The sequence below is a fragment of the Brevundimonas sp. D3-1P genome (assembly GCF_055809335.1).
In genome coordinates, this window is sequence record NZ_CM147908.1 from 2210122 (window position 1) to 2234602 (window position 24481).

Consider the following 24481-nt stretch of genomic DNA (forward strand, 5'->3'; position numbering starts at 1 on the left):
GATGCAACCTTTTCCGGGCGTCAGGACGCGGACATGAACCTTTGGTCATGTTTCATTCCGCCGCGTTGCCCGAGCGCCGACCGGCGTTATGGTGCGATCCACCTGTAATCCGAGGATCACATATGCGCCGCACCGGCTCTCTCGTCGCCGCCGCCGCCCTTCTGGCGGTCTCCACACCTGTCTGGGCCTCCGTCGAGGCCGCGCCCGCCGCACAGAGCGCCGCCCTGGCCTCAGCGCCCGCGACCCAGGCTGCGCCGGTCGCCGATCTGGTCGCCGCCGTCGACATCCCCTACACCCGGTTCACCCTGGACAACGGCCTGACCGTGCTGGTCCACGAAGACCGCAAGGCGCCGGTCGTCGCCGTGTCCGTCTGGTACAACGTCGGCTCCAAGGACGAACCGGCGGGCAAGACCGGCTTCGCCCACCTGTTCGAACACCTGATGTTCGGCGGTTCGGAAAACGCGCCCGGCAGCTATTTCACGCCGATGCGAAACATGGGCGCGACCGACATGAACGGGACCACCTGGTTCGACCGCACCAACTATTTCGAGACGGTCCCGACCCCGGCGCTGGAACAGGCGCTGTTCATGGAAAGCGACCGCATGGGCTATATGCTGGGCGCAATCAGCCAGGAGACGCTGGACCTGCAGCGCGGGGTCGTCCAGAACGAGAAGCGCCAGGGCGACAACCAACCCTATGGCCTGAACCAGTACAAGCAGCTGGAGGCCCTGTTCCCCGAAGGCCACCCCTATCGCCACTCCACCATCGGTTCGATGGCCGACCTGGACGCCGCCTCGATGCAGACGGTGCGCGACTGGTTCACCTCCAATTACGGCCCCAACAACGCCGTGCTGGTGCTGGCCGGCGACATCACGCCCGCCAAGGCGCGTGAGCTGACCCAGAAATATTTCGGCCCCATCGCCAGGGGGCCGGTGAACAATCCCGCGCAGGCCCCGGTCCCGACCCTGGCCGCCCCGCTCAGCGAGACCACGCACGACCGCGTCTCCAACGCCCAGGTCGAGATCAGCTGGGCCGTGCCCGGCATGCTGGACGCCGATTCCGTGCCCCTGAGCGTCGCCGCCTCCGTGCTGGGCGGCCTGGCTTCGTCGCGGCTGGACAACGAACTGGTGCGCGGCGAACAGACCGCCGTCTCGGTCAGCGCCTCCAACGGCGCCTATCATCGTGTCGGCATCTTCGAGATGAGCGCCATGGTCAAGCCGGGCGAAGACCCGGCCGCCGTGGAGGCGCGGATGCGTGAAATCCTGAACGGCCTGATCGCGGACGGCCCGGCCCAGGACGAGATCAACCGCGTCGTCACCCAATACGCCTCGCGTCGCATCCAGGGGCTGGAGCAGGTCGGCGGCTTCGGCGGCAAGGCCACGGCCCTGGCCGAAGGGCAACTCTATGCCGGCGATCCCGAATTCTACAAGAAACAGCTGGCCGCCTACGCCGCCGTCACCCCGGCCCAGGTCCAGGCGGCGACGCAGAAGTGGCTGACGCGCCCGGCCTATACGCTGACCACCCTGCCCGGGCAGCGCGAGGCCTATCAGGAGGCGGCCGACGCGCCGTCCGGCGCCAATCACACGCCGGCCCCTGAAATCCAGCGCAAGCCGCGCATGCCCAGGCCCGAGATCGGCCAGGTCGCCAACGTCGATTTCCCGGCCGTCGAACGCGCCCGGCTGGCGAACGGCATGGAGGTGATCTACGCCCATCGCGACGCCACGCCGACCACGAAGATCGCCATCGACTTCGACGCCGGCCTGGCCGCCGACGACCGGTCGAAACTGGGTCTGCAGACCCTGATGCTGGACCTGATGGACGAGGGCGCCGGCGGCCTGAACGCCACCCAGCTGGCGGAGGCGCAAGAGGCCCTGGGCGCCAGCATCACCACCGGCGCGACCATGGACAGTTCGGTGATCCAGTTGTCGGCCCTCACGCCGAACCTGCAGCCGTCCGTGGCCTTGCTGGCCGACGTCGTGCGCAATCCGACCTTCGCGCCGGCGGAGCTGGAACGCCTGCGCGCCACGCGCCTGTCGCGCATCGCCGCCGAGCGCACCCAGCCGGCGGCCCTGGCCAGCCGCGCCCTGCCCGAGCTGATCTATGGGCCGGACAGCCCTTATGGCCGCCCGTTCAGCGGCGCCGGCGACGAGGCCAGCGTCAAGGCGATCACCGACGCCGACATCCGCGCCGACTACGCCAAGTGGATCCGCCCGGACAACGCCAAAATCTTCATCGTCTCGGACAGGCCCCTGTCGGAAGTGACGCCGATCCTGGACGCCGCCTTCGGCCAGTGGGTACCGCCCGCATCGGCCAAGCCGGTCAAGGACTTCTCGGCGCCCATCCCGGCGACGACGCGCAAGATCGTCCTGATCGACCGCCCGCAATCGCCCCAGTCCTACATCATGGGAGGCGAGGTCCTGGGCGTCACCGGCAAGGACGACCTTCTGGTGCTGAACGCGGCCAACAACGTGCTGGGCAACGACTTCCTGTCGCGCATCAACACCGATCTGCGCGAGACGAAGAGCTGGTCCTACGGCGTCAACGCCTCGGTCAATCCGTTCGCCGGACGCGTGCCCTATCTGGTGACCGCCCCGGTCCAGGCCGACAAGACCGGCCCGGCCATCGAGGCGCTGAACCAGCAATTCGCGGACTTTCTGTCGGGCGGAAAGGGCGTGACGGCCGAGGAACTGCAACGCACCATCAACGGCAACACCCGCCGTCTGGCCGGCAGCTACGAAACCTCGGCCGCCGTCCTGGGGACCATGCGCACCAACGACCTGCTGGGCCGCCCGGACGACTATCCCGAGACCGTCGCGGCGCGCACCAACGCACTGACGGCCGCCCAGTTGGACGCCGCCGCAAAGGCCGCCATCGATCCGTCCAGGTTCGTCTGGGTCGTGGTCGGCGACGCCTCGGTGGTCAAGCCGCAGCTGGACGCCCTGGGCATTCCGGTCGAGGTCCGCTCCGCGGAGCCGGCCGCCCAGTAGGGCGAAGGCGGTCTGAAACGACGAAGGCCCGGAGAACGATCTCCGGGCCTTTTCGTTTGCGTGCTTTTCCTTCGTCATCCTCCGGCGATCCCCGCGACGGAGGGGGAGGGGGAGACCGGAGGATGACGAAAAGGACTTAATCCAGCGTCGCGCCGGTGGTGCGCATGATCTCGGCGCGCAGTTCGGGCAGGCCCAGGCCCTTTTCCGACGAGGTCAGGGCCACCACCGGAAAGGCGGCGGGGCGTTTGGAAATGGCCTTCAGCGTGGCCGCCTGAACCCGTTCGCCCTCGCCTGTCTTCAGCTTGTCGGCCTTGGTCAGGACGATCTGATAGCTGACGGCGGCCAGATCGAGGGCGTCCAGCGCCTCCGCATCCACCGACTTCAGGCCATGGCGGCTGTCGATCAGCAGATAGACCCGCTTCAGCGTGACGCGCCCGCGCAAATAGTCTCGGCCCAGATCCTGGAACTTCTTGACCGTGGTCTTGGACGCCTTGGCCCAGCCGTAGCCGGGTAGATCGACCAGGCGCAGCCGGCCGTCCAGGTCGAAGAAATTCACCTCGCGCGTCCGGCCCGGCTCGTTGGAGGCGCGCGCCAGCTTGTGCATGCCCACCAGCCCGTTGATCAGGCTGGACTTGCCGACGTTGGACCGGCCGGCGAAGGCGATCTCGGGCAGGTCGGGATCGGGCAACTGCTCGATCTTGGCCGCGCCCATGACGAAGGTCGCGGGACGCGCGAACAGGATGCGCGCGGCCTCGATCTCCTGGTGCGTGAACGCGGTCTCTTCGATCACGCCGGCGACTTCTTGAAGCGCGCCAGGAAGTCGTCGATCGGATTCTCGGCCTTGTAACGGTGCATGATGACGTACTGCTGCAGAATGGTCAGGACGTTGGACCAGGCCCAGTAGATCAGCAGGCCCGCCGCGAACGGCGCCATGATGAAGGTGAAGATCAGCGGCATGAACTGGAAGATCTGGCGCTGGATCGGATCCGTCGCCGGCGGGTTCATCGCCGTCTGCAGCCACATGGTCAGGCCGTAGGCGATGGCCAACAGGCCCAGGTGCAGCGGGCCGGCCAGAAGGCCGCCGATCAGCGGCGCGGCCGCCGGATCCCACGGGATCAGGCCGAACAGGTTCCAGATCGACGACGGATCGCGCGCCGACAGGTCGTGGATGAAGCCCAGGAACGGCTGATGGCGCATTTCGATGGTGACGGTCAGCACCTTGTACAGGGCGTAGAAGACCGGGATCTGCAGCACCAGAGGAAGACAGCCGGCGACCGGATTGATCTTCTCGCGCTGATACAGGGCCATGGTCTCCTGCTGCTGCTTTTGCGGATCGTCTTTGAACTTCTTCTTGATCTCCTCCATCTTGGGCTGGAGGTTCCGCATCTTGGACATCGAGGCGTAGGCGTTGTTGGCCAGCGGGAACATGACCAGCTTGACGATGACGGTCAGCGCGAGGATGGCCACGCCGAAGCTGCCGACCAGGCCGTAGACGTTCTCCAGAATCCAGAAAATCGGCCGCGTCAGGAACCAGAACATGCCCCAGTCGATCGCATAGACGAAGCGCGGCAGGTTCAGGCTCTGCTCGTAGGATTTCAGCACCTCGGCGCGCTTGACCCCGGCGAACAGGCGCTGGGTCTCGGTCGCGGTCGCGCCGGGCTGGATGGTGCGGGTCGTGCCCAGGACATTGGCTTCCAGCTGCTGGCCGGCGCCCTCGCCGCGCACGCGGAATTCGGTCTCGACCGCCTCGTTCTGCTGGGGCAGCAGGGCCGCCAGCCAGTATTTGTCGGTGATGCCCAGCCAGCCGCCCGTCGAGGCGTTCTCGATGCGCGGCTCCTTCAGCCAGTCCTTGTACTTCTTTTGCTCGGTCCGGTAGTCGCCGGGCTTGCCGAAGGTGCCGATCGCGCCCTCGTGGACGATGTGCGAGGAGCCGGCCGAGGGCGGCACGCCCTGGCGCTGGACGCTGCCGTAGGGGGCGATGGTGATGGCCTGGGTTCCCAGGTTCTGGACCGTGTCCTGGACCGAGAAGACATATTTGTCGTCCACCGACATGACGCGGGTGAAGCGCAGGCCCTGGCCGTTATCCCAGGTCAGGGTGATCGGCGTGGTCGGCGTCAGGGTCGAGCCGCTGGTCAGGCGCCACAGGGTGTTGGGGCCGGGCACGCCGCCGGCCACGTTCGGCCCGGTCCAGCCGAACTGGGCGAAATAGGCGTTCTGCATCCCCTGCGGGCGGAACAGCTCCACCGGCTGGGGCTTGTCCTGGACCTCGCGATAGTCGGTCAGGAAAAGGTCGTCGATCCGCCCGCCCTGTAGCGACAGCGAACCCTTCAGCGTGCCGGACTGGATCGGCACCCGCGCGGCGCTGCTCAGCGCCTGGCTGCGGTCGGTGACGAAGGTCGGCCCTTGGGGGCTCAGCGCCGTGCGGGCGGCGTTCTCGGCCGTCTGCGACTGTTCGGCGTGGGCCTTCTGCTGAACGGCCCGGCGCTCGGCCTGGGGACGCAGGACGGCGAAATAATAGATTCCCATGATCAGGGCCGAGCACACGATGAAGATGATCGTGTTGCGCGTGTTCTCGTTTTTCATGGATTCTGGCGGTCCTGGCCGGATGGGGCGCGGGCGGGCGGAGGCCGGTCGGCCCCCCGATCGTGTCTCGGTGTCGCCAGCCTTGTAAGGGTGGATTTCACGTCGTCAAGCAGACGGTCCCACGCACGCTCGGTCGTGCCCATGCGGGCGATGAAGACATAGTCGCTGCCGGGCATGCCGTGTCGGGGCAGCATGGCCCGCGCCGCCTCGCGCAGACGGCGTTTGGCGCGGTTGCGCTGAACCGCCCCGCCGATCTTTTTCGTCGCAGTGAAACCCAGGCCGATGTGCGGCGAACCGTCGCCGCGATCCAGCCGCTGGATCACCACGGCCCCGCGCGCCTCGGAAACGCCTTTGGCGGCCGCCAGGAACTGGGGCCGCCGCAACAGACGCTTGATCTGTAAAGGGTCGCTCATGCGTCCAGAGACCGGACGCGATAAGCCGCTTACGCCGTCAGACGCTTGCGGCCCTTGGCGCGACGGCGCGCAACGATCTTCTGGCCGTTCTTGGTGGCCATCCGGCTGCGGAAGCCGTGACGGCGCTTGCGCACGAGTCGCGACGGCTGATAGGTCCGCTTCACGGTCGGCTCCTGACGTTAAAAGGTTGGGCGACGGGGCAAGAGGCGTCCGCCGCAGGAAGGGCGGGCGTATAAGTCGCAAGACCGCGCGAGTCAACGCTCGGTCGGCATTTCGGGAATGACGAGCCTATGGCGAAACGAACGGCGAGGGAATGGGGCCTGCGGCTGGCGCCGCTCGCGGCCGTCGCCGGTCTGGTGGTCGCCTTCTTCGCCCTGGGCTGGAACCGCTATCTGTCGATGGACCTGATCCGCGAGCACGGGCTGAACCTTCAGGCCTATGCGCAGGACCACTGGTGGACCGCCCTGGGCGCCTTCGTCGCCGTCTACGCCCTGGCCACCGCCTCGACCATTCCGGGGCCTGTCTTCCTGACCCTGCTGGGCGGGATGATGTTCGGCCCCCACGTCGGCGCCCTGGCCCAGTCGACCGGGGCCACTCTCGGCTCGGTCGTCATCTATTACGTCTATCGGACCTCGATCGGAACCTGGCTGCGCGCCAAGTTCGAGGCGGACGCCGGCTTCATGGACCGGCTGGCCAAGGGGATCGACCGCAACGCCTTCACCACCCTGTTCACCCTGCGCGTGATCCCCAGCGTCCCCTTCGTCCTGGTCAACGCCACGGCGGGGATGATGGCGGTGCCGCTCAGGCCCTATGTGATCGCCACCTTTATCGGCCTGTTGCCGTCCACCTTCATCTATACCTGGATCGGTTCGCGGCTGGGCGACCTGCTGAAGGCGGGGGTGCGGCCGGACCTGCCGCTGCTGCTTCATCAGTTCTTCTGGCCCCTGATGGGGGTGGTCTTCCTGTCGCTGCTGCTGCCTGTCGGCATCAAGCTGTTTCAGATGATCCGCGCCCGGCGCATCGCGGGCAGGCCGGCGTGAGCGCCCTGTTCGACCAGGTCGCGGCGCGACTGAAGCTGACGCCGGAACAGGCGGCGGCGTGGCGCGAACGGCTGACCCCGCGCGCGCCCGACGGCCTGTCGGCGCGACTGCTGCTGCTGACCGCCGCCTTCACCCTGGCGGTCGAGGCCCTGATCATGGGGCCGAACCTGGCGGCCTTCCACGAACGCTGGCTGCGCGACCGGCTGCAGGCCGCCGAACTGGCCTCGGTCGGGGTCGAGGCCCTGCCCTACAGCGCGGTGGAGGACGACACGGCCGCCGAACTGATGCGGATCGGCGGGGTCCAGGCCGTGGCCCTGACCGAACAGGGGGTGCGGCGGCTGCTGCTCCAGGCGCCCAATCTGCCGCGCGCGCCCGAGCTGATCGACCTGAGACGCCAGGACAGCTGGGCGCGGCTGACCGACCCCTGGCGCACCCTGTTCGGCCACCCCGACCGGTCGCTGCGGGTCCAGGCCAAGCCCCGCTATCGCTCGGGCGACTTCATCGAGATCGTCACCCCGGCCCAGCCGCTGAAGATCGAATTGCGGGCCTTTCTGCTGAACAGCCTTCTGGTGTCGCTGCTGATATCCGTGACGGCGGGCGCGCTTCTGTACGGCGGCCTGGCGCTTCTGGTGCTGCGGCCGCTTCGGCGCGTGACGCGCTCGATGGAGCGGTTCGCCGCCGACCCCGAGAGCGAGGCCGAGACGCCGTCGGATCGCCACGACGAGATCGGCCGGGTCGAGCGCGAACTCAGCCGGATGCAGGAGGAGGTGCGCCATTCCCTGCGCTCGCGCGCGCGCCTGGTGGCGCTGGGCGAGGCGGTGGCCAAGATCAACCACGACCTGCGCAACATGCTGACCTCGGCCCAGATGGCGTCGGACCGGTTGGCCTCCTCGGCCGACCCCCAGGTGGCCAAGGCCCTGCCGCGGCTGGAGCGCGCGCTGAGCCGCGCCGCCAGCCTGTCGCGCAACGTGCTGGAATACGGAAAGAGCGAGGAGCCGGCCCCGCAGAAGACCCGGGTCGTCCTGACCAAGGCCCTGACCCTGGCCGCCGAGGACGCCGGGCTGGACCCCGACGGCGTGCGCCTGGTCAAACAACTGCCCCCCCGGTTCGCGGTCGAGGCCGACCCGGACCAGCTGTATCGCATCCTGGTCAATCTGATGCGCAACGCCCGCCAGGCGATCGAGGCCGATCCCGCCCGTCCGCCGGAACGGCGCGGCCGCGGCGCCGTCACCGTCAGCGCCTTCGGCGAGGACGGCTTCTGCGTGGTCAGGATCGCCGACGACGGGCCGGGCATTCCGCCGCGTCTGGCCGAGCGGCTGTTCGAACCCTTCGTCAGTTCCAAAAGCTCGGACGGCACGGGCCTGGGCCTGACCATCTCGCGCGAACTGGCCGCCCTGCACGGCGGGGATTTGCGGCTGGTCGAGACGGACGGGTCCGGGGCGACGTTCGAACTGCGCCTGCCGGCCTGAGGTCGGAAGGCGCCTATTCCAGCCCGTCGTCGGACACGACGAAGGCGCGGTTCTCGGCCTTGGCCTGGGCGGCCAGTTCGTCCTGCACCAGATGCCAGCGCCGCAGCCGCTCGTAGTCGATGGCGTGCTCGGGCGAAGCGTCCAGCCAGTGACGAAAGTCCTCGATCTGCAGCCGGGCGTCGGCGGCCGAGGCGTCCGGCAGGGCCGGCACATTGGGCAGCTGGCGCGCCACTTCGGCGGGAATGGGGAAGTCGCCGGACGAGGTGCTGAGGATCATGCGTCGTCTCTGAATCGAGGGTCGGGAAGGCTCTTGGCGGACCATGCCGCGAAGCTGGGCCGCGCGCCACCTTTTCATGGCTTCGGCGTTGTCCAGAAGGTCCGATATGGCCAAGCTGCGCATGACCGGCCGCCGCAAGGAGAAGTCCGATGATCTTACGTCCCGCCCTCTTCGTCCTGGCCCTGGGGACGGCGGGCGCGCCGGCCCTCGCCCAGACGACGCCACAGACGACGCCACAGACGACGCCCCGCGGCGCGGCGCCGACCGCGCTCGACCAGACCCGGCCGTATGCGGGGCCCGACGCCTATCGCGACCAGCGCGCCCTGCCCGATCCGGCGGATCGCGACGCCCTGCTGAGGACGCGTGGAGAGGCCTATCGCCGCGCCGGAGACGACAAGCAGACTGAGGAGGAACTTCGCGCCACCCGCGCCCTGAACGACGAGATCGCGGCCCGGAACGCCCTGGCGGACAAGGCCGACGCCGCCGCGCGCCTGGACTATGACGCGGCCCTGGCCCGCCACCAGATCGCTGTGCGTCAGACCGAGGAACAGGCCCGCGCCGCCGCCGAGGCGACCCGCGCCGCCCAGGATCGGTACGATCGCGACTAGCGGCCTGGCGCGAACAGGTGCGTCTGTGCCAGTCGGGCGTCCGCTCGGCCTGCGGGACGCCGGTCGGCCCGGCGCGCCAGGCGGCGAGCGAGCGTCTGCGGCGGGTCAGCCCGCGACCAGGCTCATGTCGCGACGGGCCATCATCCGGTCGAACTCGGTCCAGACGCCGTCGGCGCCGTGCCAGTTCCCTTGCGTGGCGGCCTTGGAATATTCGGTGGCGCGCGCCTCGAAGAAGTTGGCGTGTTCGACGCCCGACAGCAGCGACTGCAGCCAGGGCAGTGGGTTTTCCGTCACCCCATAGACTTCCGGCAGCTTCAGCTGGCGCAGGCGCCAGTCGGCGATGAAGCGGATGTACTGTTTGATGTCCTCGGGCGTCATGCCCTCCACCGAACCCATCTCGAAGGCCAGGTCGATGAACTTGTCCTCCATGTTCACCACCGTCTTGCAGCAGTCGACGATGTCGTCGGCCACGGCCTTGGTGACGGCGCCCGTCTCCTTGTTGAAGGCGTGGTAGAGCTTGATGATGCCTTCGCAGTGCAGACTCTCGTCGCGCACCGACCAGGACACGATCTGGCCCATGCCCTTCATCTTGTTCATGCGCGGGAAGTTCATCAGCATGGCGAAGCTGGCGAACAGCTGAACCCCTTCCGAGAAGCCGCCGAACATGGCCAGGGTCCGGCAGATGTCGGCGTCGCTGTCGACCCCGAACTGGCCCATGTAGTCGTGCTTGTCCCGCATGGCCTCGTATTCCATGAAGGCGCCGAACTCGCTTTCGGGCATGCCGATGGTTTCGAGCAACAGGGCGTAGGCCGCGATATGGATGGTCTCCATATTGCCGAAGGCGGCCAGCATCATCTTCACCTCGGTCGGTTTGAACACCCGGCCGTAGCGTTCCATGTAGTTGTCCTGAACCTCGATGTCCGCCTGGGTGAAGAAACGGAAGATCTGGGTCAGCAGGTTGCGTTCGCCGTCGTTCAGGGTCGAGGCCCAGTCCTTGACGTCCTCGCCCAGCGGCACCTCTTCGGGCATCCAGTGGACCTGCTGCTGCTTCTTCCACATGTCGAAGGCCCACGGATACCGGAACGGCTTGTAGGCGAGGGACGGGGTCAGAAGACCGGCGCGTTCGGGATGGATGATCGGGGTGCTGGCGCTCATCGAACTGGACCTGAAAGCGATTCCGAAGACGCATTCACCATGCGACTCCGAACCGGCGGCGCCAAGCCGAAATCGCTCTATCTTGCGGTCAAAATTGTCCTACCCGCTACATCTAGTGGATTTGCCGAGAGAATCCTGGGGAGGAGGCTGGGGACCGATTTATCCGGTCCCGCCAGGCGGCCTGGGTCTCTGTTGGGACCGCCCTCGCGCGGCGAACACGGCCTCGAAGGCGGACGACCGCATCGCCTCGTCGAGAGACGGCCCCTGTCGCGCGACGGCCATGAAATGGAGGCCTGACGATCCCGTGTTCGACGGCTTAGGCGCCTTCCCCGGAACCGGCGCGGACCGGGCTCGTTTCCCAGCCCTCGCCAGGGAGGGTGCAGCCGATGTCAGACGTGATCGCCGAACCGACGTTCGAACCCCCGGCCGACGCCCTGGCCTTCTACGAGGAAAGCCTGCGCCTGCTGAAGGAAAGCGGCATTCCCTTCCTCCTGTCCGGCACATACGCCGTCACCGCCTACACCGGCATCCGGCGTCCGACCAAGGACCTGGACGTGTTCTGCAAGCCCGGCGACTATCCCCGCATCCTGGCCTTCTTCCAGAAGCACGGCTACCGCACCGACGTCGAGGACGAACGCTGGATCGCCAAGGTCTGGAAGGACGAGAAACACTTCTTCGACGTCATCTTCGCCATGTCGAACGGCACCATCGCGGTGTCCGACAGCTGGTTCGGCGAGGATCGGATCACCGTCTATGGCCACCAGGTGCAGATCACCCCGCCGACGGCCCTGATCCTGTCCAAGGTCTTCATCCAGGACCGCTATCGCTATGACGGGGCGGACGTGAACCACGTCATCCTGAAACAGTCCGACGCCATCGACTGGAAAAGCCTGCTGGACCAGATGGACCTCTACTGGGAGGTTCTGGCGGCGCATCTGCTGAACTTCCGCTTCGCCTATCCGACCGAACGCGACCGCGTGCCGCGCTGGCTGATGGAGGAGTTGGTGGCGCGGCTGACGGCCCAGATCGACCTGCCCGCGCCGCGCGTGAAGGTGTGTCGCGGCCGACTGTTCAGCCCGCGCGATTATGTCGCCGACGTCGCCGAATGGGGCTTTGGCGACGTGGTCGGCAAGGGGCTGGAGGAGCGCCACGACCCCGTCAACCTGGGTCGCTGAGGAGGCCGCCGCATGACAGACGCAACCGCGGCCGCCCAGACGCCCCAGCCGGGCCTCGAGCCGGGTCCGGCCAGGAAGATGCGCGTCGCCGCCGTCGGCGACTTGCATGTCGGCGAAACCAGCGAGCGCCCATACCGCGATCTGTTCGAACGGGTGTCGGACGACGCCGACGTCCTGTGTCTGTGCGGCGACCTGACCAACTACGGCAAGACGCCGGAGGTGGAGCGGCTGCTGGAGGACCTGAAACTCTGCAAGATTCCGATGGTCGGCGTCCTGGGCAATCACGAACACGAGTGCGGCCAGCCCGAGGAGGTCGAGCGGATGCTGACCGACGCCGGGGTCAGGATGCTGAACGGCGAGGCCTATGAGATCGACGGCGTAGGCTTCGCCGGGGGCAAGGGGTTCGTCGGCGGTTTCGGCCGCTATATGCTGTCGTCCTTCGGCGAAGCCTCGATCAAGCGGTTCGTGCAGGAGGCGGTCGAGGACGCTAATCTGATCGAGAACTCCATACGCAAGCTTCGCACCGAACGCTCGGTCGTCCTGCTCCACTATGCGCCGGTGGTCGAGACCGTGACCGGCGAGCCGCCCGAGATCCACGCCTTCCTGGGGTCGTCGCGCCTGGCCGAGACCATCGACCGCTACGACAACGTCAGCCTGGTGGTGCACGGCCACGCCCATCGCGGCGGGCCGGAGGGGCGGACCAACCGGGGGGTTCCCGTCTATAACGTCGCCCTGCCGGTGCTGAAGACCCTGGGCGACAGACCCTATCGGGTCTTTGACATCTGAAGCTTATGGGCCAGGATGGGTGATCGCGGGCCGGACGAGGGTTCGCCCATCGGCCGCGCGCGGCCTGTCCCGGAGCGTTCCATGCGTAGTCTGTCCTCCGTCACCGTCGTCGCGATCCTGGCCCTGAGCGGCCCGGCCCTGGCCCAGGCCCGGCCCCAAGCCGCCCCCGACGCCCCGCAGCAGGCCGCGCCTCCCGCCGCCGACGAAGACAGCGACGCCGAAGCGGCCTTCGAAGCCAAGGGCGAAGCCTTCCGCAAGAGCATGGAGACCATGGCCTCGGAAATGCAGGCCGCCGCCGCCCAGGGCGACAAGGCCAAGGCCAAGACCGACCTGGACGCCCTGCAGGCGCGCTATCAGATCGAGACCGACGCCTTCGCCGCCGAAATGCAGACCTTTGCAGCGGCCCAGGGGGTGCCCGCCGACCAGATGGCGGCCGCGGCGACCCAGATCAAATCCATACCGGCCATGGTGCGCGCCCAGGTCGAACAGGCCGCTGCGGCGCCTGCGCCCGCCCCGGCCCAGCCGCAGTAGGTCGCGCCTTACCGCGATTTCACTTGAGGCGGGGCGACGGAGGGCGGAGGCTGCGCGGGTCGTTCCCAGGGAGCCGTCCCATGATCCGCCTTCTCGGCCTCAGCGCCGCCCTGATCCTCGCCCCGCTGTCCGTCCATGCGGCGACGGCCCAGGAGGACGCCGCGCCCCATGACGATGCGCCCCGCGCGGCCGAAGCGCGGCTGGAATCCGCCGCCAGCGCCTTCGAGGCGCGGATGGAGACCTTCGGCAAACGCGCCGAGGCCATTTCCGAGGACCAAAGCCTGAGCGAGGCCGAGCGCGGCGCCCGGATCGCCGCCCTGTGGTCCGAATACGCCCCCGACGTGGCCGCTTTTACGGCCGAAACGACCCAGCACGCCGCCGAAATGGCGGCCGAGGCGCTGAAGGAGATCGACGTCGACGCCCTGGTCGCCGAAGCCCTGAACGACCCCGAGGTCAAACAGGCGATGGAGGAGGGAGCGCAGCACGGCGTCGCGGCCGCGACCGGCATCGTCCGCAACAGCGCCTGGACCAACCCCGACCCCGATCAGATGGTCACATATGGGCTGATCGCCCAATATGCGCTGGACCAGGCCGCCGACGCCGTCACGGGGGAAGCGGTCGAGCCGCCAGCGCCGCCTGCCCCGCCGCCCCCGCCCGAAGCCCCCCGGCGTCCCGGCGCCTGATTTCGTCCCGGGCCGTCGACCAAGCTTGACCGTCAGGCTTGACCGCGCGCGGCGGACCGGCGACATCGCGCCGCATGTCCGCCCTGCCCGTCGATCCGCACCTGTATTCGACCTTCCTCGGGGTCATGGCGGTGATGGCGGTCACGCCGGGTCCGGCCAATCTGTTCGCCGTGGGGACGGGGATCGAAAAGGGCCGCGCCTCCGCCCTGGTCGGGGTGATCGGCATGAATGCGGCGACCCTGGTGTGGTTCGGCGCGGCGGCCCTGGGCCTGGGCGCCCTGGTCAAGGCCTTTCCCGCCGCCTTCAAGGTGATCGCCGTCCTGGGCGCCCTCTATGTCGCCTGGCTGGGGGTCAAGGCCTTGCGCGGCGCCTTCGCCAGCGCCGCCCAGCCCGACCATGTCGAGGTCCGCCGGGGCCGCAGCGCCCTGATCGACGGCTTCACGGTTCAGATCGCCAATCCCAAGGCCATATTGTTCTTCACCGCCGTCCTGCCGCCTTTCGTGGACGTGAACAGGCCCGTCGCGCCGCAGATGGCTCTGTTCGCCGTCGCGGCCATCGGCATGGACATGATGTCGATGAGCGCCTACGCCCTGTCCGGCGCCGCCCTGTCGCGAAGGATGCAGCAGCCCCGCTTTCGCAAGGGATTCGGCGTCTTCGTCGGCGTGCTGCTGATGACGGCGGCGGTGCTGATCGTCGCACGGCTCTAGACCTGGCCAAGCTTCGCCCTAGATTGGTCGGGAACGCCGCCGTTCATGCTCCGTTCAGCCGTCAGCGCGCCCGAATGGGCGATCAAGGAGTTTTGATGTCATGAAGTCCCTACCCATGAAGACCCTGGCGATGACGGTGGCCGCGGGGCTGGCCCTCGCCGCCTGCGCCACCGCCACGCCGTACCAGCCGGCCGGTCTGAACGGCCAGCGCGGCGGCTACGCCGAGCAGCGGCTTGAGACCAACCGCTACCGCGTCAGCTTCTCCGGCAATTCCGTGACCTCGCGCGAGCAGGTCGAGATGGGCCTGTTGCTGCGCTCGGCCGAACTGACGGTCGAAAGCGGCTATGACTGGTTCGCCACCGTCAACCGCGCCACGGACCGCGACACCCGTTACGTCGGCACGCCCGATCCCTTCTATTCGCGCTACAACAGCTTCTACGGCCCCTATTGGGGTCCGTCGTGGCGCTACTATCGCGGCGGCTTCTGGAGCCCGTGGGACCGCTGGGGCGCCAACGACTTCGACGTGCGCCAGATCGACCGTTTCGAGGCCAACGCCGAGATCGTCCTGGGCCGCGGACCCAAGCCCGCCAACGACCCCAACGCCTTCGACGCCCGCGAAGTGATTCAGAATCTGGGCCCGCAGGTCACGCGCCCGGCCTCGTGATCCGAACCTCGGCCCTTCGTCTCGCGACGGAGGGCCGATGGACCGCCCTCAGCCGACGCGCGGCGATTTCAGCCGGCGCTTGTTGGAGTGGGTGGCCGGCGCGGCGCCCAGGTTTTCCGGCACCTCGCCCTTGAAGTAATAGCGTTGCCACGCCTCCTTGGCCGCGTCGGGGTCTCCGCCGGCCAGGCGCTGATTGAAATCGGTGCGCGCGCGGTTCCAGGCCTCGAACTGGCCCTTCATCACCGGGTTGGACTCCAGGGAACGGATGATCGGCTGGAATTGCTCCACCTTCTTGTGCTCGATCAGATTGACGAAGCAAAAGGGTTCGCCCTTCTCGAAGGTGATCCGCCCCGGCCGGGTGAATATCCAGTTCATCGTGAAGGGGAAGGGCAGCCAGTCGGTCTCGATCAGGCCGACCAGCGGCTGGATGCCGTCCTTCACATGGTTGGGCGACCCCGAACACATCATCCCCCAGCCCGGCGGCGTGCGGAACAGATATTGGGGATGCATGGTCAGGACCCCGCGCGAGAAGTGCGAGGTGACGAAATGATCCAGGTCGTGCTGTGGCCGGTCGGGCGTGATGACGATGTCTTCCTGGCGCGGACCTCCGTTCCACTCGGCGGAGAAGCCGAACGGGCACAGGATTTCCCACCCCGTGGTGTTGGCCATGTTCAGCGGCAGGCAGCGATAGGGATGGCGGCTGATGAAGGCGTCCATCCAATTGCGCGACTGGCGGCCGGGCACGAGGTCCGGCGGCCGGGCCGTCATCGGATAGCATTCCAGTTCCAGCGGGCGCGTCTGCACGGTATCGACCATGGACGTTTCCTACCGCCCGAAACCCGACGGCTCAACCATGACGACCCAACCCGCCCCGACGCCGGCTTTCGACCGCGACCGCCTGATCGCCTGGCTGGCTGAGAACGGCGTGGCCCACGCGACCCACGACCACCCGGCCGTCTTCCGCGTGGAAGAGGGACTGGACCTCAAGGCCGACCTGCCCGGCGCCCACACCAAGAATCTGTTCCTGAAGGACCACAAGGGTCGGCTGTGGCTGATCTCGGCGCGTCAGGACACGGTAATCGACTTGAAGCGCGCGGCGGGCGTCATCGGCTCGGGCCGGCTGTCGTTCGGAAACGAGACCCTGATGTGGGAGACGCTGGGCGTCCGCCCCGGCTCGGTCACGGCCCTGGCTCTGATCAACGACATCGACCGCCGCGTGACGTTCGTGCTGGACCGCCGCCTGTGGGACGCCGACATCGTGAATTTTCACCCAATGGTGAACACGGCCACGACCGCATTGGAGCAGGAGGCGTTCCGCCGGGTGCTGTTCTTGTTAGCGCGGGAGCCGGTGGTGGTGGATTTCAGCGCATTGAACTGTTCATGACTCCTGTGACGAAACCCGCCGCCCCGTCCGCCGAATATCGGCTTCGGGACTGCGTGCCTATTGCCTCGTTCGACCGAGGCCGTGTAAAAACGTGCTGAGCGACGGCGGGGCGGAGGTTGAGACGAAGCGCAGGACGCCTCGTGCTCAGGCCCGGATCGCCTCCATCAACGGCCTGGTTCCCATCACCGCCATCACCCGCTTCATATTGTAGGCCAGGATGTGGAGGCTGATCTCGGTCTTCACGTTGGGCAACCGCTTCATCAGGAAGTGGGAGTGGCCCATCCAGGCCTTAATGGTGCCGAACGGGTGTTCGACCAGGCTTCGCCGTTCACGCATGGCTCTGGGCCTCAGGTCCATTCGGGTTTGAAGGGCATCGATCACCGCTTCATGCTCCCACCGCGTGACCTTTCGTTCGACCGCAGGCGTGCACTGAGCCTTGATGCTACAGCCTGTGCAACTGGCCCGATCCCAGTACCGATGCAGCGTCATGCCTCTTTCGACGACGGTCATGTGGTACGGAAGCAGGGAGCCGGCCGGGCAACGGTAGACGTCTTGATCTGGCAGATAGACGAAGTCCTGCTTGCCGAAGCGCCCATTCGCCTTTGCGCCTGACGTCAGCGTCTTTGGCACGAAGGGCGTCGCGCCCAGGGCCTCACAGGCCAGGATTTCTTCGCCGGAGAAGTAGCCCCGGTCCGCCAGCACATCGAGCCTCTCCACGCCCATGGCCTCCTTGGCCTGACCCGCCATGTTCGCCAGCTGTTGCTTGTCCGAGCCGGTCATCACCACCTCGTGGGCGACGATCAGGTGATGCTCGCCCTCGACGGCGGATTGGACGTTGTAGCCGACGATGCCACTCCCCCGGCCTGACGTCGCCATGGCGCGGGCGTCGGGATCGGTCAGGGACACCTGGCCGTCCGGCGACGCCTCGACCTCAGCCTCCATGACCTTCAGCATCGCCATCTGGGCGCGAAGGCGATCGATCTTCTCGACCAGCCTCACCGACCGTGCCTCCACGCCATCCCCCTCGTGCCGATCGGCCGTATCGAGGTCCTCGAGGTAGCTGGCGATGTGCTCGGCAACCTGCTCGATCCGCCGCTTCACCTTGTAGGCGGTGAAGTTCTTGTCGCGGGTGTTCACCGCCTTGAACTTCGAACCGTCGATGGCGACGAGGGCCGATCCGAACAGGCCCAACTGTCGGCACAGCACCACGAACTGCGCACAGGCCGCCTGGATCGCAGGGCCATTCTCGCGGCGGAAGTCGGCGATGGTCTTGTGGTCCGGCGCCAGCCGCCCCGTTAGCCACATCAGTTCGACGTTGCGCTGCGCCTCACGCTCCAGTCGCCGGCTCGACTGCACCTTGTTCAGGTAGCCGTAGACGTAGAGCTTCAGCAGCATGGCCGGGTGGTAAGCGGGCCGTCCCGTCGCTGCGGGCGTCATCCCCTCAAACCCCAGCCCCTTCAGATCCAGCTCGTCGACGAAGACATCGACCACCCGGACCGGATTATCCTCGGCCACATAGTCATCAAGACACTCGGGAAGCAGCGTCTGCTGCCGGCGATCTGCACCCTGAACGAAGCGGCTCATACCCACCTCCTGCTGACCTCAGAAGGCTAAGCTAATTCGCTCCATACCAAGACGTTTTTACACAGCCTCGACCCATTGTGGACGTTCGCCACGTTGCTTGCGTGCCGATCTTGCCTGCTGCAAGCTGTTACAGGCAGTAGGTTCTCGTCACGCCGCAGGACCTTCGTGGACGGCGTTGACTAGCCGACGCGCTTCCCCCCTTACTGCACCTCCCCAGGTTGAGGTGAGGTCCATGTTTTCGAGACTGAAAAGCCGGTCTTGGACGACAGCTACGATAAGCTTGGCCGTTCTGGCCCTGACCGCTGGAATGGCCGATGCTCAGCAGGAGTCGGAGAGACCTGCTGTTCAAGATGAGACCGCCACAGATGACGCTATGGTCTCCCTGCTCGATGGTCGCAGACTTCACTTGAAGTGCGCCGGGGCAGGCGAACCCACAGTCATCTTAGATGCGGGGCTTGGGTTGGATTCTTCCATTTGGGCGCGGGTTCAGCCACGGCTCGCCGAGATAACCCGGACCTGCGCCTATGACCGCGCCGGCTATGGCCGAAGCGACCCTGGACCGCTGCCACGCGACTATGCCCGGCGCACCAGCGATTTACTCGAACTGCTCGACGCCACTGCGGAGACAGGGCCTTTCGTCTTGGTGGCGCATTCGGCGGCCGAAGTTTCGGCGCGCCTCGCCGTGGTGCGGCGACGAGAAGTTATAGCCGGATTGGTCCTCGTTGATCCGGGCGCCGACCTGGAGACTTTAGCAGGTATCGGACCAGTCTGGGCCACCGCGCACGAGGCGGGGCAGTCCGCCGCCCTGAAATGCATCCGCGCCACTGCGGCTGGTGAAATGAGGCCTGGAAACGCCATCTACGTCGAGTGCGGCTCACCGCCGACGGACGGTCCCTTGGGGAGCCGGGAAATGGCCGCCGCTGTTCTGTCGGAGAACGAGCCTGATCCCACCGGCATGGGCGAAGTGAAGACTGCGGCAGGCTCACTTGGTGATGTGCCGGTGATCGTCCTAACGGCGGCGAACAAGTTCGGAGCAAATGAGGGTGCGGCGCCAGCTGAGACCATCCCTTTGCGGCGGGCCTGGTCAGAGGCGGGCGCGAGAATAGCGGCCTCGTCGACCCGGGGCGAACAGCGGATGGTTCAGGACGCCTCCCATGTGATCCAGTTTGAAGAACCGCAAGCGGTGATCGATGCCGTCAGAGACGTGTTGGAGATGACCCGCTCCGGGACTGCCAGAGCGGGGCCAACCTCTTGAAATGGACGGGCGTGATCCTGCTGACCAGTTTGGCGGCCTGCTCGTCGCAGGCGGCCGCGCCATTCGGTGCGGGCATCTGCTGGCGGATGTTGGAGGTCGCTGACGAGAAGCCAAGATTCGAGATCGTTGGACAGGATGTTCCAAATCTCGAAAGCTGCGCGGCTCGGCTTGAAGGTGCACGGATGATGGAGGGGCGGTCGATATCTGGCGCCTACAACGGGCACTTCATCTTCGCCACGGAGGAACAAATCACCTCGGCTAGGGGAATGGACGGCGCGCGAATTCGCGTCTTTGAAGCTGAGGACCGGCGGGAGGTTCAGGCTGGCCTTCGGGTGCTTATTGAGCGCCAAGCGGCGCTGGCCTCGCGCGAGCCGACCTCGTCAACCGACTAAGTCTTTCATCGCCTGAATTCAGGCGTTCCGTCTCGAAGTAAAGTCCGCTAACCGCCCTGGCGGAACTCCGAATGGTCGGCTCACCGGCATATTGGTCTGGGTGTATTAGCCAAAGAACATCGTCAACTTCCATCCCCTGACCAACACGGCGACGACCGCCCTGGATCAGGCGGCGTTCCGGCGGGTGCTGGACCTGCTGGGACGCGAGCCGCTGGTGGTGGATTTCGCGACGCTGAATTAAGCCGGCGAGGCGGCGCCGTCCGTGCACCTGACGAAAGAGGGTTCGGCTACTCCGGCGCTGAACCGACCGCGGCGATAGTGGCTTGACGGGCGATCAGAACCCAGGCGCCGTCGCGCCGGGCCCAGATGTCTGTGAAGGGCCGCATCACATGCTGACCCGCACCAGGCCCCTTGAGGGGGATCATCGTGTCGTAACCCATGACGACCGTGATCTCGGGCTTCTGGCTCACGAAGGTGATGTGTTTGCGAAAGTCGCTGTATTCCAAAAAGTCGGACGCCATCACGGCGATGACCTGCTCGCGCGTCAGGACCTCGTTGTTGGGCGAGTTGACCACGAAGTCTTCGGCCCACACCGACCGGACGCCCTCGGGGTCATGAGCGCGGATCGCGGCGCCAAGGCGGCCGTAGGCCGCGCCAATGTCAGGCGGGACGCGGACGGCGTCCGAACTCTCGCTCAGCGCAGGCGATGCGAGCAACCCGACCGATGCCGCCATGGACGCGAGGAATATCTTGAGGGCCATAAGGCGCCGCCATTTCAATGATACGCGAACCCTACATCACCAGGGTCGCCGCTTCAACGACCTTGTCGTTGCGGCCCTGACGCCGCCGCCCTATCTGGGGCGAGCCGTTCATCGCTTTGAGACGGGATTTTGGACAGATCGGACACTTCGAATCTGTTTTGCGGCTGCCCAAAACCGTCAGGATCGCATCGCCGCTTGATGGGGGCGCATCCTGACGCCATCTGAGCCGTTGAACACGACACCGCCTTACGGACGCCGCCCATGACCTTTACCGACCCGATGCTGAACACGCGCGAAGACCTGATCAAGGAAGGCACCGACGCCTCCTTCATGACCGACGTGATCGAGGCGTCGAAGCAGCAGCCGGTCATCGTCGATTTCTGGGCGACCTGGTGCGGGCCATGCCGGACGCTGGGGCCGGCGCTGGAGAAGGCCGTGCGCGCCGCCAAGGGGGCGGTGAAGATGGTCAAGATCGATGTGGACGCCAACCCGGCCTATGCGGGCCAACTGCGGGTGCAGTCGATCCCGACGGTCTACGCCTTCGTCGACGGCCAGCCGGTCGACGGCTTCCAGGGCGCCATTCCCGACAGCCAGATCAAGGCCTTCATCGACAAGCTGACCAACGGTCAGGGTGGATCGACCGAGACGGCGCAACTGCTTGAGCTGGGCGAGGAATCGCTGGGCCTGAACGACTTCGGCGGCGCGGCCCAGGCCTTCGCCCACGTCCTGTCGATCGAGCCGGAGAACGAGAAGGCCATCGCCGGCATGGCGCGGGTCTATCTGGCCGGGGGCGATCCCGAACAGGCGGCCCAGACCATCGCCATGGCCCCCCAGGACTCCAAGGAGCCGGCGGTGCAGAGCGTGCGCGCGCAGCTGGCCCTGGCGTCCAAGGCGCCCGCTGGCGGCGCGTCCGCCGAGCTGGAAGCCAAGGTCGCCGCCGACCCGAACGATCATCAGGCCCGCTATGATCTGGCCGAGGCCCAGAGCGCGGCGGGCGACTTCAAGGGCGCGGTCGACAATCTGCTGCACATCGTCAAGGCCGACCGGGAATGGAACGACCAGGCGGCGCGCAAACAGCTGCTGGTCATCTTCGAGGCGGCGGGCCTCAGTTCGGACGTGGCCAAGGACGGGCGGCGGCGTCTGTCGTCGATCCTGTTCTCTTGAGGATGGGCCGAGGCCCGCGACGGGCCAGGGAGACATCATGCCCCAGGGCTATGTGAAAGCGTTCGACCTGCCCCAGGTGATCCCGGTGTTCCCGCTGGGCGGGACCATCCTGTTGCCGCGCGGCCAACTGCCGCTGAACATCTTCGAGCCGCGCTATCTGAACATGGTGGACGACGCCATGGCCGGGGATCGGATGATCGGCCTGGTCCAGCCCAATGGCGGAACGCCCGTCCTGCCCAGCCTGTCGCCGGTCGGTTGCGCCGGGCGGATCACCAGTTTCGCCGAGACTTCCGACGGGCGCTATCTGATCACCCTGACGGGCGTGTCGCGATTCCGCATCGCCGCCGAACTGCCGTCCAAGACGCCCTATCGCCAGGTTAGGGCGGCGTTCGACGCCTATGAGGCGGACCTGACCTCTCCGCCCGAGGAGCCGGACTTCGACCGCGACGCCTTCCTCGACGCGTTGCGCGCCTATATGGCCCACCGGCTGCTGGACATCGATTGGGAGACGGCCGAAACCGCGCCGATGGAGGCCCTGGTCAACAGCCTGTCGATGGCCCTGCCGTTCGAACCGGCGGAAAAACAGGCGCTGTTGGAGGCCGTCAGCCTGATGTCGCGCGCCGAGGCCCTGACCGCCCTGCTGCGCATCGACGCCGCCGACGCCGGCGACGACGCCGCGCCCTCCATCCAGTAGCGCAATGCGCGGCAGGCCGCTAAGGACTCCCTCGAACAGCGCCAGACGCGATAGGCCAGAACAATGAGCGACGCCTTCAACACGCCGGTCTCCGTCGATCCCCGCCTGCTGGAGGTGCTGGTCTGCCCCGTCACGCGCGGCAGGCTGACCTACGACCGCGACGCCAACGAACTGATCTCGGCCGGCGCCAAACTGGCCTATCCCATCCGCGAGGGCGTGCCGATCATGCTGGCTGAGGAAGCGCGTCAGATCGACTGATTCCATACTCCGCTCATCCCCGCGAAAGCGGGGACCCAGCGCCTTGGGCGATCCGCGCATCACCCGCTTTCGTTCTCAATCCAACGCACTGCCGAGCGACAGAACTGGTTCCCCGCTTTCGCGGGGATGAGCGGGTAAGGTTGCGGTGGAGCTTCCTCATTCCCATTCCATTCGTGCCTTCCAACGCAAGGAAAGCCTCAATGCTCAGAATCGCCATCCAAATGGACCCGATCGAGGCCGTCGACATTTCCGCCGACACCACCTTCCTGATGGCCGAGACGGCCCAGGCGCGCGGGCACAGACAATGGGTGTATGATTTCCGCACCTTGGCGCTGGAGGAAGGCCGCCTTTACTGCCGCGCCCGGGCCGTCACCGTGCGCCGCGAGGCCGGAAACCACGTCAGCTTCGGCGATTGGGAAAGGCTGGACCTGGCCGAGGACGTGGACGTCATCCTGATGCGGCAGGATCCGCCGTTCGACATGGCCTATGTCACCGCCACCTATCTCCTGGAGACGGTTCACCCCGGGACCCTGGTGGTCAACGATCCGGCCCAGGTGCGGTCCGCGCCCGAAAAGCTGATGGTCACGGCCTTCCCCGGCCTGCAGCCGCCGACCCTGATCTCGGCCGATCCCGTCGCCCTGACCGCCTTTCACAAGAAGCATGGCGAGGTGGTGCTGAAGCCCCTGCACGGCAACGGCGGATCGGGGGTGGTCAAGCTGCGCGCCGACGATCCCAATCTGGACGCCCTGATCGAAATCCATGCGGCGGGCAGCCGCGACCCCCTGGTGATCCAGAAGTTCATCCCCGCCGTGTCCAAGGGCGACAAGCGCATCCTGCTGATCGACGGCGAGCCGGTCGGCGCCATCAACCGCGTGCCGGCCGAGGGGGCGGTGCGTTCCAACCTGCACGTCGGCGGCAAGGCCATGCCGGTGGAACTGACGCCGCGCGACCTGGAGATCTGCGCCCGAATAGGCCCGACGCTGAAGGCCCGCGGCCTGATCTTCGTCGGCATCGACGTCATCGGCGACTATCTGACCGAGATCAACGTCACCTCCCCCACCGGCGCCCAGCAGTTGAAGACCTTCACCGGCGTCGACGCCACGGCCCGGATGTGGGACGTGATCGAGAAGAAGCGCGCCGCTCGGGTTGCGTGAACGCCACTTGAATTAGATTTCAGTTCATGGTTCGTTCTCCATGGTGGAGCGGGAGAACGGATATGGTCGCGCGGGTCGTCACGGTCGCCTTCGACGGGGTGGAGGCCCGGCGCGTGGATGTCGAGGTCCAGCTGATCGGCTCCGACGGACCGACGATCTTCAACATCTTGGGCCTGCCGGACAAGGCCGTGGCCGAAAGCAAGGAGCGGGTGCGCGGCGCCTTCGCCGGCATCGGCCTGGCCCTGCCGGCCAAGCGGATCATCGCCAATCTGGCGCCCGCCGACCTGCCCAAGGAGGGCAGCCATTTCGACCTGCCCATCGCCCTGGCCCTGATGGCGGCCATGGGGGTGATCGCCCCCGACGCCCTGGACGGCTGGGCGGCCATCGGCGAACTGGGGCTGGACGGCCAGATCGCGCGGGTGGGCGGCGCCCTTCCCGCCGCCGTCGCCGCCGACGCCATGGGGCTGGGCCTGATCTGTCCCGAGGCGACGGGGCCGGAAGCCGCCTGGGCCGGCGGCGCGCGCATCCTGGCGCCCCGATCCCTGATCGGCGTGGTCAATCATTTCAAGGGAACCCAGGTGCTGCGCGCGCCCGAACCCGGTCCTCTGGCGGCCGGGCGCGCCGCACCCGACCTGCGCGAGGTCAAGGGTCAGGAAAGCGCCAAACGCGCGCTGGAGATCGCGGCGGCGGGCGGACACAATCTGCTCATGGCAATGACGTGAAGACCCTCGCCCCGATCTCCCTTGGCGGCCGCTCT

The 24481-nt window shown here is 67.0% G+C and carries 26 protein-coding genes and 1 pseudogene; 18 read left to right on the forward strand and 9 right to left on the reverse strand.

Annotation, left to right across the window (positions count from 1 at the left end; translation table 11 throughout):
* The first annotated feature begins 122 nt into the window (after positions 1 to 122).
* Positions 123 to 2987, forward strand: a complete 2865-nt coding sequence (locus AC0L6G_RS11200; RefSeq protein ID WP_293825551.1) for a M16 family metallopeptidase — start codon at positions 123 to 125, stop codon at positions 2985 to 2987.
* Between the two features lie 136 nt (positions 2988 to 3123).
* Here the strand turns inward: AC0L6G_RS11200 and yihA are convergent, their stop codons facing one another.
* The 4 genes from yihA to rpmH are packed head-to-tail and all read right to left on the reverse strand — an operon-like array spanning position 3124 to position 6147.
* Entirely contained in the window at positions 3124 to 3777 is a 654-nt protein-coding gene (gene yihA, locus AC0L6G_RS11205; protein WP_473252222.1) for a ribosome biogenesis GTP-binding protein YihA/YsxC, read from the reverse strand.
* Positions 3774 to 5570 carry a membrane protein insertase YidC gene (yidC, locus tag AC0L6G_RS11210; RefSeq protein WP_473252224.1) on the reverse strand — a complete coding sequence of 599 codons (1797 nt, stop codon included), beginning with the start codon at positions 5568 to 5570 and terminating at the stop codon, positions 3774 to 3776. Before yidC ends, yihA begins: the two co-directional genes overlap by 4 nt.
* Positions 5567 to 5983 carry a ribonuclease P protein component gene (gene rnpA / locus AC0L6G_RS11215; protein WP_293825545.1) on the reverse strand — a complete coding sequence of 139 codons (417 nt, stop codon included), beginning with the start codon at positions 5981 to 5983 and terminating at the stop codon, positions 5567 to 5569. The genes yidC and rnpA overlap by 4 nt, the downstream gene beginning before the upstream one ends.
* 29 nt (positions 5984 to 6012) lie before the next feature.
* On the reverse strand, positions 6013 to 6147 hold the full coding sequence (gene rpmH / locus AC0L6G_RS11220; protein WP_003164000.1) for a 50S ribosomal protein L34: 135 nt from the start codon (positions 6145 to 6147) through the stop codon (positions 6013 to 6015).
* Positions 6148 to 6273: 126 nt separating this feature from the next.
* On the opposite strand from rpmH, the gene AC0L6G_RS11225 reads away from it, so the two are divergent.
* Entirely contained in the window at positions 6274 to 7023 is a 750-nt protein-coding gene (locus tag AC0L6G_RS11225; protein WP_473252226.1) for a TVP38/TMEM64 family protein, read from the forward strand.
* Entirely contained in the window at positions 7020 to 8492 is a 1473-nt protein-coding gene (locus AC0L6G_RS11230; RefSeq protein ID WP_293825505.1) for a sensor histidine kinase, read from the forward strand. Before AC0L6G_RS11225 ends, AC0L6G_RS11230 begins: the two co-directional genes overlap by 4 nt.
* Before the next feature lie 13 nt (positions 8493 to 8505).
* On the opposite strand, the gene AC0L6G_RS11235 is transcribed toward AC0L6G_RS11230, so the two are convergent.
* On the reverse strand, positions 8506 to 8769 hold the full coding sequence (locus AC0L6G_RS11235) for a hypothetical protein (protein ID WP_293825503.1): 264 nt from the start codon (positions 8767 to 8769) through the stop codon (positions 8506 to 8508).
* 149 nt (positions 8770 to 8918) lie between these two features.
* Here AC0L6G_RS11235 and AC0L6G_RS11240 point away from each other — a divergent pair, with 149 nt between their 5' ends.
* On the forward strand, positions 8919 to 9377 hold the full coding sequence (locus AC0L6G_RS11240; protein ID WP_473252227.1) for a hypothetical protein: 459 nt from the start codon (positions 8919 to 8921) through the stop codon (positions 9375 to 9377).
* Positions 9378 to 9482: 105 nt separating this feature from the next.
* Here AC0L6G_RS11240 and AC0L6G_RS11245 read toward each other — a convergent pair whose 3' ends face one another.
* The gene (locus AC0L6G_RS11245; protein ID WP_314187619.1) at positions 9483 to 10532 is read right to left on the reverse strand and encodes a ribonucleotide-diphosphate reductase subunit beta; all 1050 of its coding nucleotides are present in this window, start codon (positions 10530 to 10532) and stop codon (positions 9483 to 9485) included.
* 386 nt (positions 10533 to 10918) lie between these two features.
* Between AC0L6G_RS11245 and AC0L6G_RS11250 the strand changes: the two genes are divergently transcribed.
* From AC0L6G_RS11250 to AC0L6G_RS11275, 6 genes are all read left to right on the forward strand, one after another.
* Positions 10919 to 11707: a nucleotidyltransferase family protein gene (locus AC0L6G_RS11250; RefSeq protein ID WP_291536805.1), complete on the forward strand. Its 789-nt coding sequence runs from the start codon at positions 10919 to 10921 to the stop codon at positions 11705 to 11707.
* A gap of 12 nt (positions 11708 to 11719) precedes the next feature.
* Complete coding sequence (locus AC0L6G_RS11255) at positions 11720 to 12493, forward strand: metallophosphoesterase family protein (protein WP_293825497.1); 774 nt, start codon at positions 11720 to 11722, stop codon at positions 12491 to 12493.
* An 81-nt stretch (positions 12494 to 12574) separates the two neighbouring features.
* Complete coding sequence (locus AC0L6G_RS11260) at positions 12575 to 13024, forward strand: hypothetical protein (RefSeq protein WP_293825495.1); 450 nt, start codon at positions 12575 to 12577, stop codon at positions 13022 to 13024.
* Positions 13025 to 13104: 80 nt separating this feature from the next.
* Positions 13105 to 13707: a hypothetical protein gene (locus AC0L6G_RS11265; protein ID WP_473252228.1), complete on the forward strand. Its 603-nt coding sequence runs from the start codon at positions 13105 to 13107 to the stop codon at positions 13705 to 13707.
* A gap of 74 nt (positions 13708 to 13781) precedes the next feature.
* Positions 13782 to 14414: a LysE family translocator gene (locus tag AC0L6G_RS11270; protein ID WP_293827783.1), complete on the forward strand. Its 633-nt coding sequence runs from the start codon at positions 13782 to 13784 to the stop codon at positions 14412 to 14414.
* A 100-nt stretch (positions 14415 to 14514) separates the two neighbouring features.
* Positions 14515 to 15078 (forward strand): CC0125/CC1285 family lipoprotein, encoded by a 564-nt coding sequence (locus tag AC0L6G_RS11275; protein ID WP_291536799.1) that lies wholly within the window; start codon positions 14515 to 14517, stop codon positions 15076 to 15078.
* A 48-nt stretch (positions 15079 to 15126) separates the two neighbouring features.
* On the opposite strand, the gene AC0L6G_RS11280 is transcribed toward AC0L6G_RS11275, so the two are convergent.
* A complete protein-coding gene (locus AC0L6G_RS11280) occupies positions 15127 to 15894 on the reverse strand; it encodes a DUF6065 family protein (protein WP_293827781.1) in 768 nt (255 codons plus the stop codon).
* A gap of 37 nt (positions 15895 to 15931) precedes the next feature.
* On the opposite strand from AC0L6G_RS11280, the gene AC0L6G_RS11285 reads away from it, so the two are divergent.
* The gene (locus AC0L6G_RS11285; protein WP_293827779.1) at positions 15932 to 16462 is read left to right on the forward strand and encodes a prolyl-tRNA synthetase associated domain-containing protein; all 531 of its coding nucleotides are present in this window, start codon (positions 15932 to 15934) and stop codon (positions 16460 to 16462) included.
* A gap of 144 nt (positions 16463 to 16606) precedes the next feature.
* Here AC0L6G_RS11285 and AC0L6G_RS11290 read toward each other — a convergent pair whose 3' ends face one another.
* Positions 16607 to 18046, reverse strand: a complete 1440-nt coding sequence (locus AC0L6G_RS11290; RefSeq protein WP_287105140.1) for an IS1182 family transposase — start codon at positions 18044 to 18046, stop codon at positions 16607 to 16609.
* A 280-nt stretch (positions 18047 to 18326) separates the two neighbouring features.
* Between AC0L6G_RS11290 and AC0L6G_RS11295 the strand changes: the two genes are divergently transcribed.
* Both AC0L6G_RS11295 and AC0L6G_RS11300 read left to right on the forward strand, forming a co-directional pair.
* Positions 18327 to 19301 (forward strand): alpha/beta fold hydrolase, encoded by a 975-nt coding sequence (locus tag AC0L6G_RS11295; protein WP_293827778.1) that lies wholly within the window; start codon positions 18327 to 18329, stop codon positions 19299 to 19301.
* Positions 19302 to 19312: 11 nt separating this feature from the next.
* Complete coding sequence (locus AC0L6G_RS11300) at positions 19313 to 19693, forward strand: hypothetical protein (protein WP_293827776.1); 381 nt, start codon at positions 19313 to 19315, stop codon at positions 19691 to 19693.
* Between the two features lie 287 nt (positions 19694 to 19980).
* Here AC0L6G_RS11300 and AC0L6G_RS11305 read toward each other — a convergent pair whose 3' ends face one another.
* Positions 19981 to 20427: a nuclear transport factor 2 family protein gene (locus AC0L6G_RS11305; RefSeq protein WP_473252230.1), complete on the reverse strand. Its 447-nt coding sequence runs from the start codon at positions 20425 to 20427 to the stop codon at positions 19981 to 19983.
* Positions 20428 to 20715: 288 nt separating this feature from the next.
* On the opposite strand from AC0L6G_RS11305, the gene trxA reads away from it, so the two are divergent.
* The 5 genes and pseudogenes from trxA to AC0L6G_RS11330 form a co-directional block, all read left to right on the forward strand.
* Positions 20716 to 21618, forward strand: a complete 903-nt coding sequence (trxA, locus tag AC0L6G_RS11310; RefSeq protein ID WP_293827773.1) for a thioredoxin — start codon at positions 20716 to 20718, stop codon at positions 21616 to 21618.
* Between the two features lie 37 nt (positions 21619 to 21655).
* Positions 21656 to 22312 (forward strand): LON peptidase substrate-binding domain-containing protein, encoded by a 657-nt coding sequence (locus AC0L6G_RS11315; RefSeq protein ID WP_293827771.1) that lies wholly within the window; start codon positions 21656 to 21658, stop codon positions 22310 to 22312.
* A 63-nt stretch (positions 22313 to 22375) separates the two neighbouring features.
* Positions 22376 to 22570, forward strand: coding sequence for a Trm112 family protein (locus AC0L6G_RS11320; protein ID WP_291539322.1), 195 nt, complete (start codon positions 22376 to 22378; stop codon positions 22568 to 22570).
* Positions 22571 to 22770: 200 nt separating this feature from the next.
* Positions 22771 to 23724, forward strand: a complete 954-nt coding sequence (gshB, locus tag AC0L6G_RS11325) for a glutathione synthase (protein ID WP_293827770.1) — start codon at positions 22771 to 22773, stop codon at positions 23722 to 23724.
* A gap of 62 nt (positions 23725 to 23786) precedes the next feature.
* A pseudogene (locus AC0L6G_RS11330) lies at positions 23787 to 24431 on the forward strand (magnesium chelatase domain-containing protein); the annotation flags it as partial.
* Between the last annotated feature and the right edge of the window lie 50 nt (positions 24432 to 24481).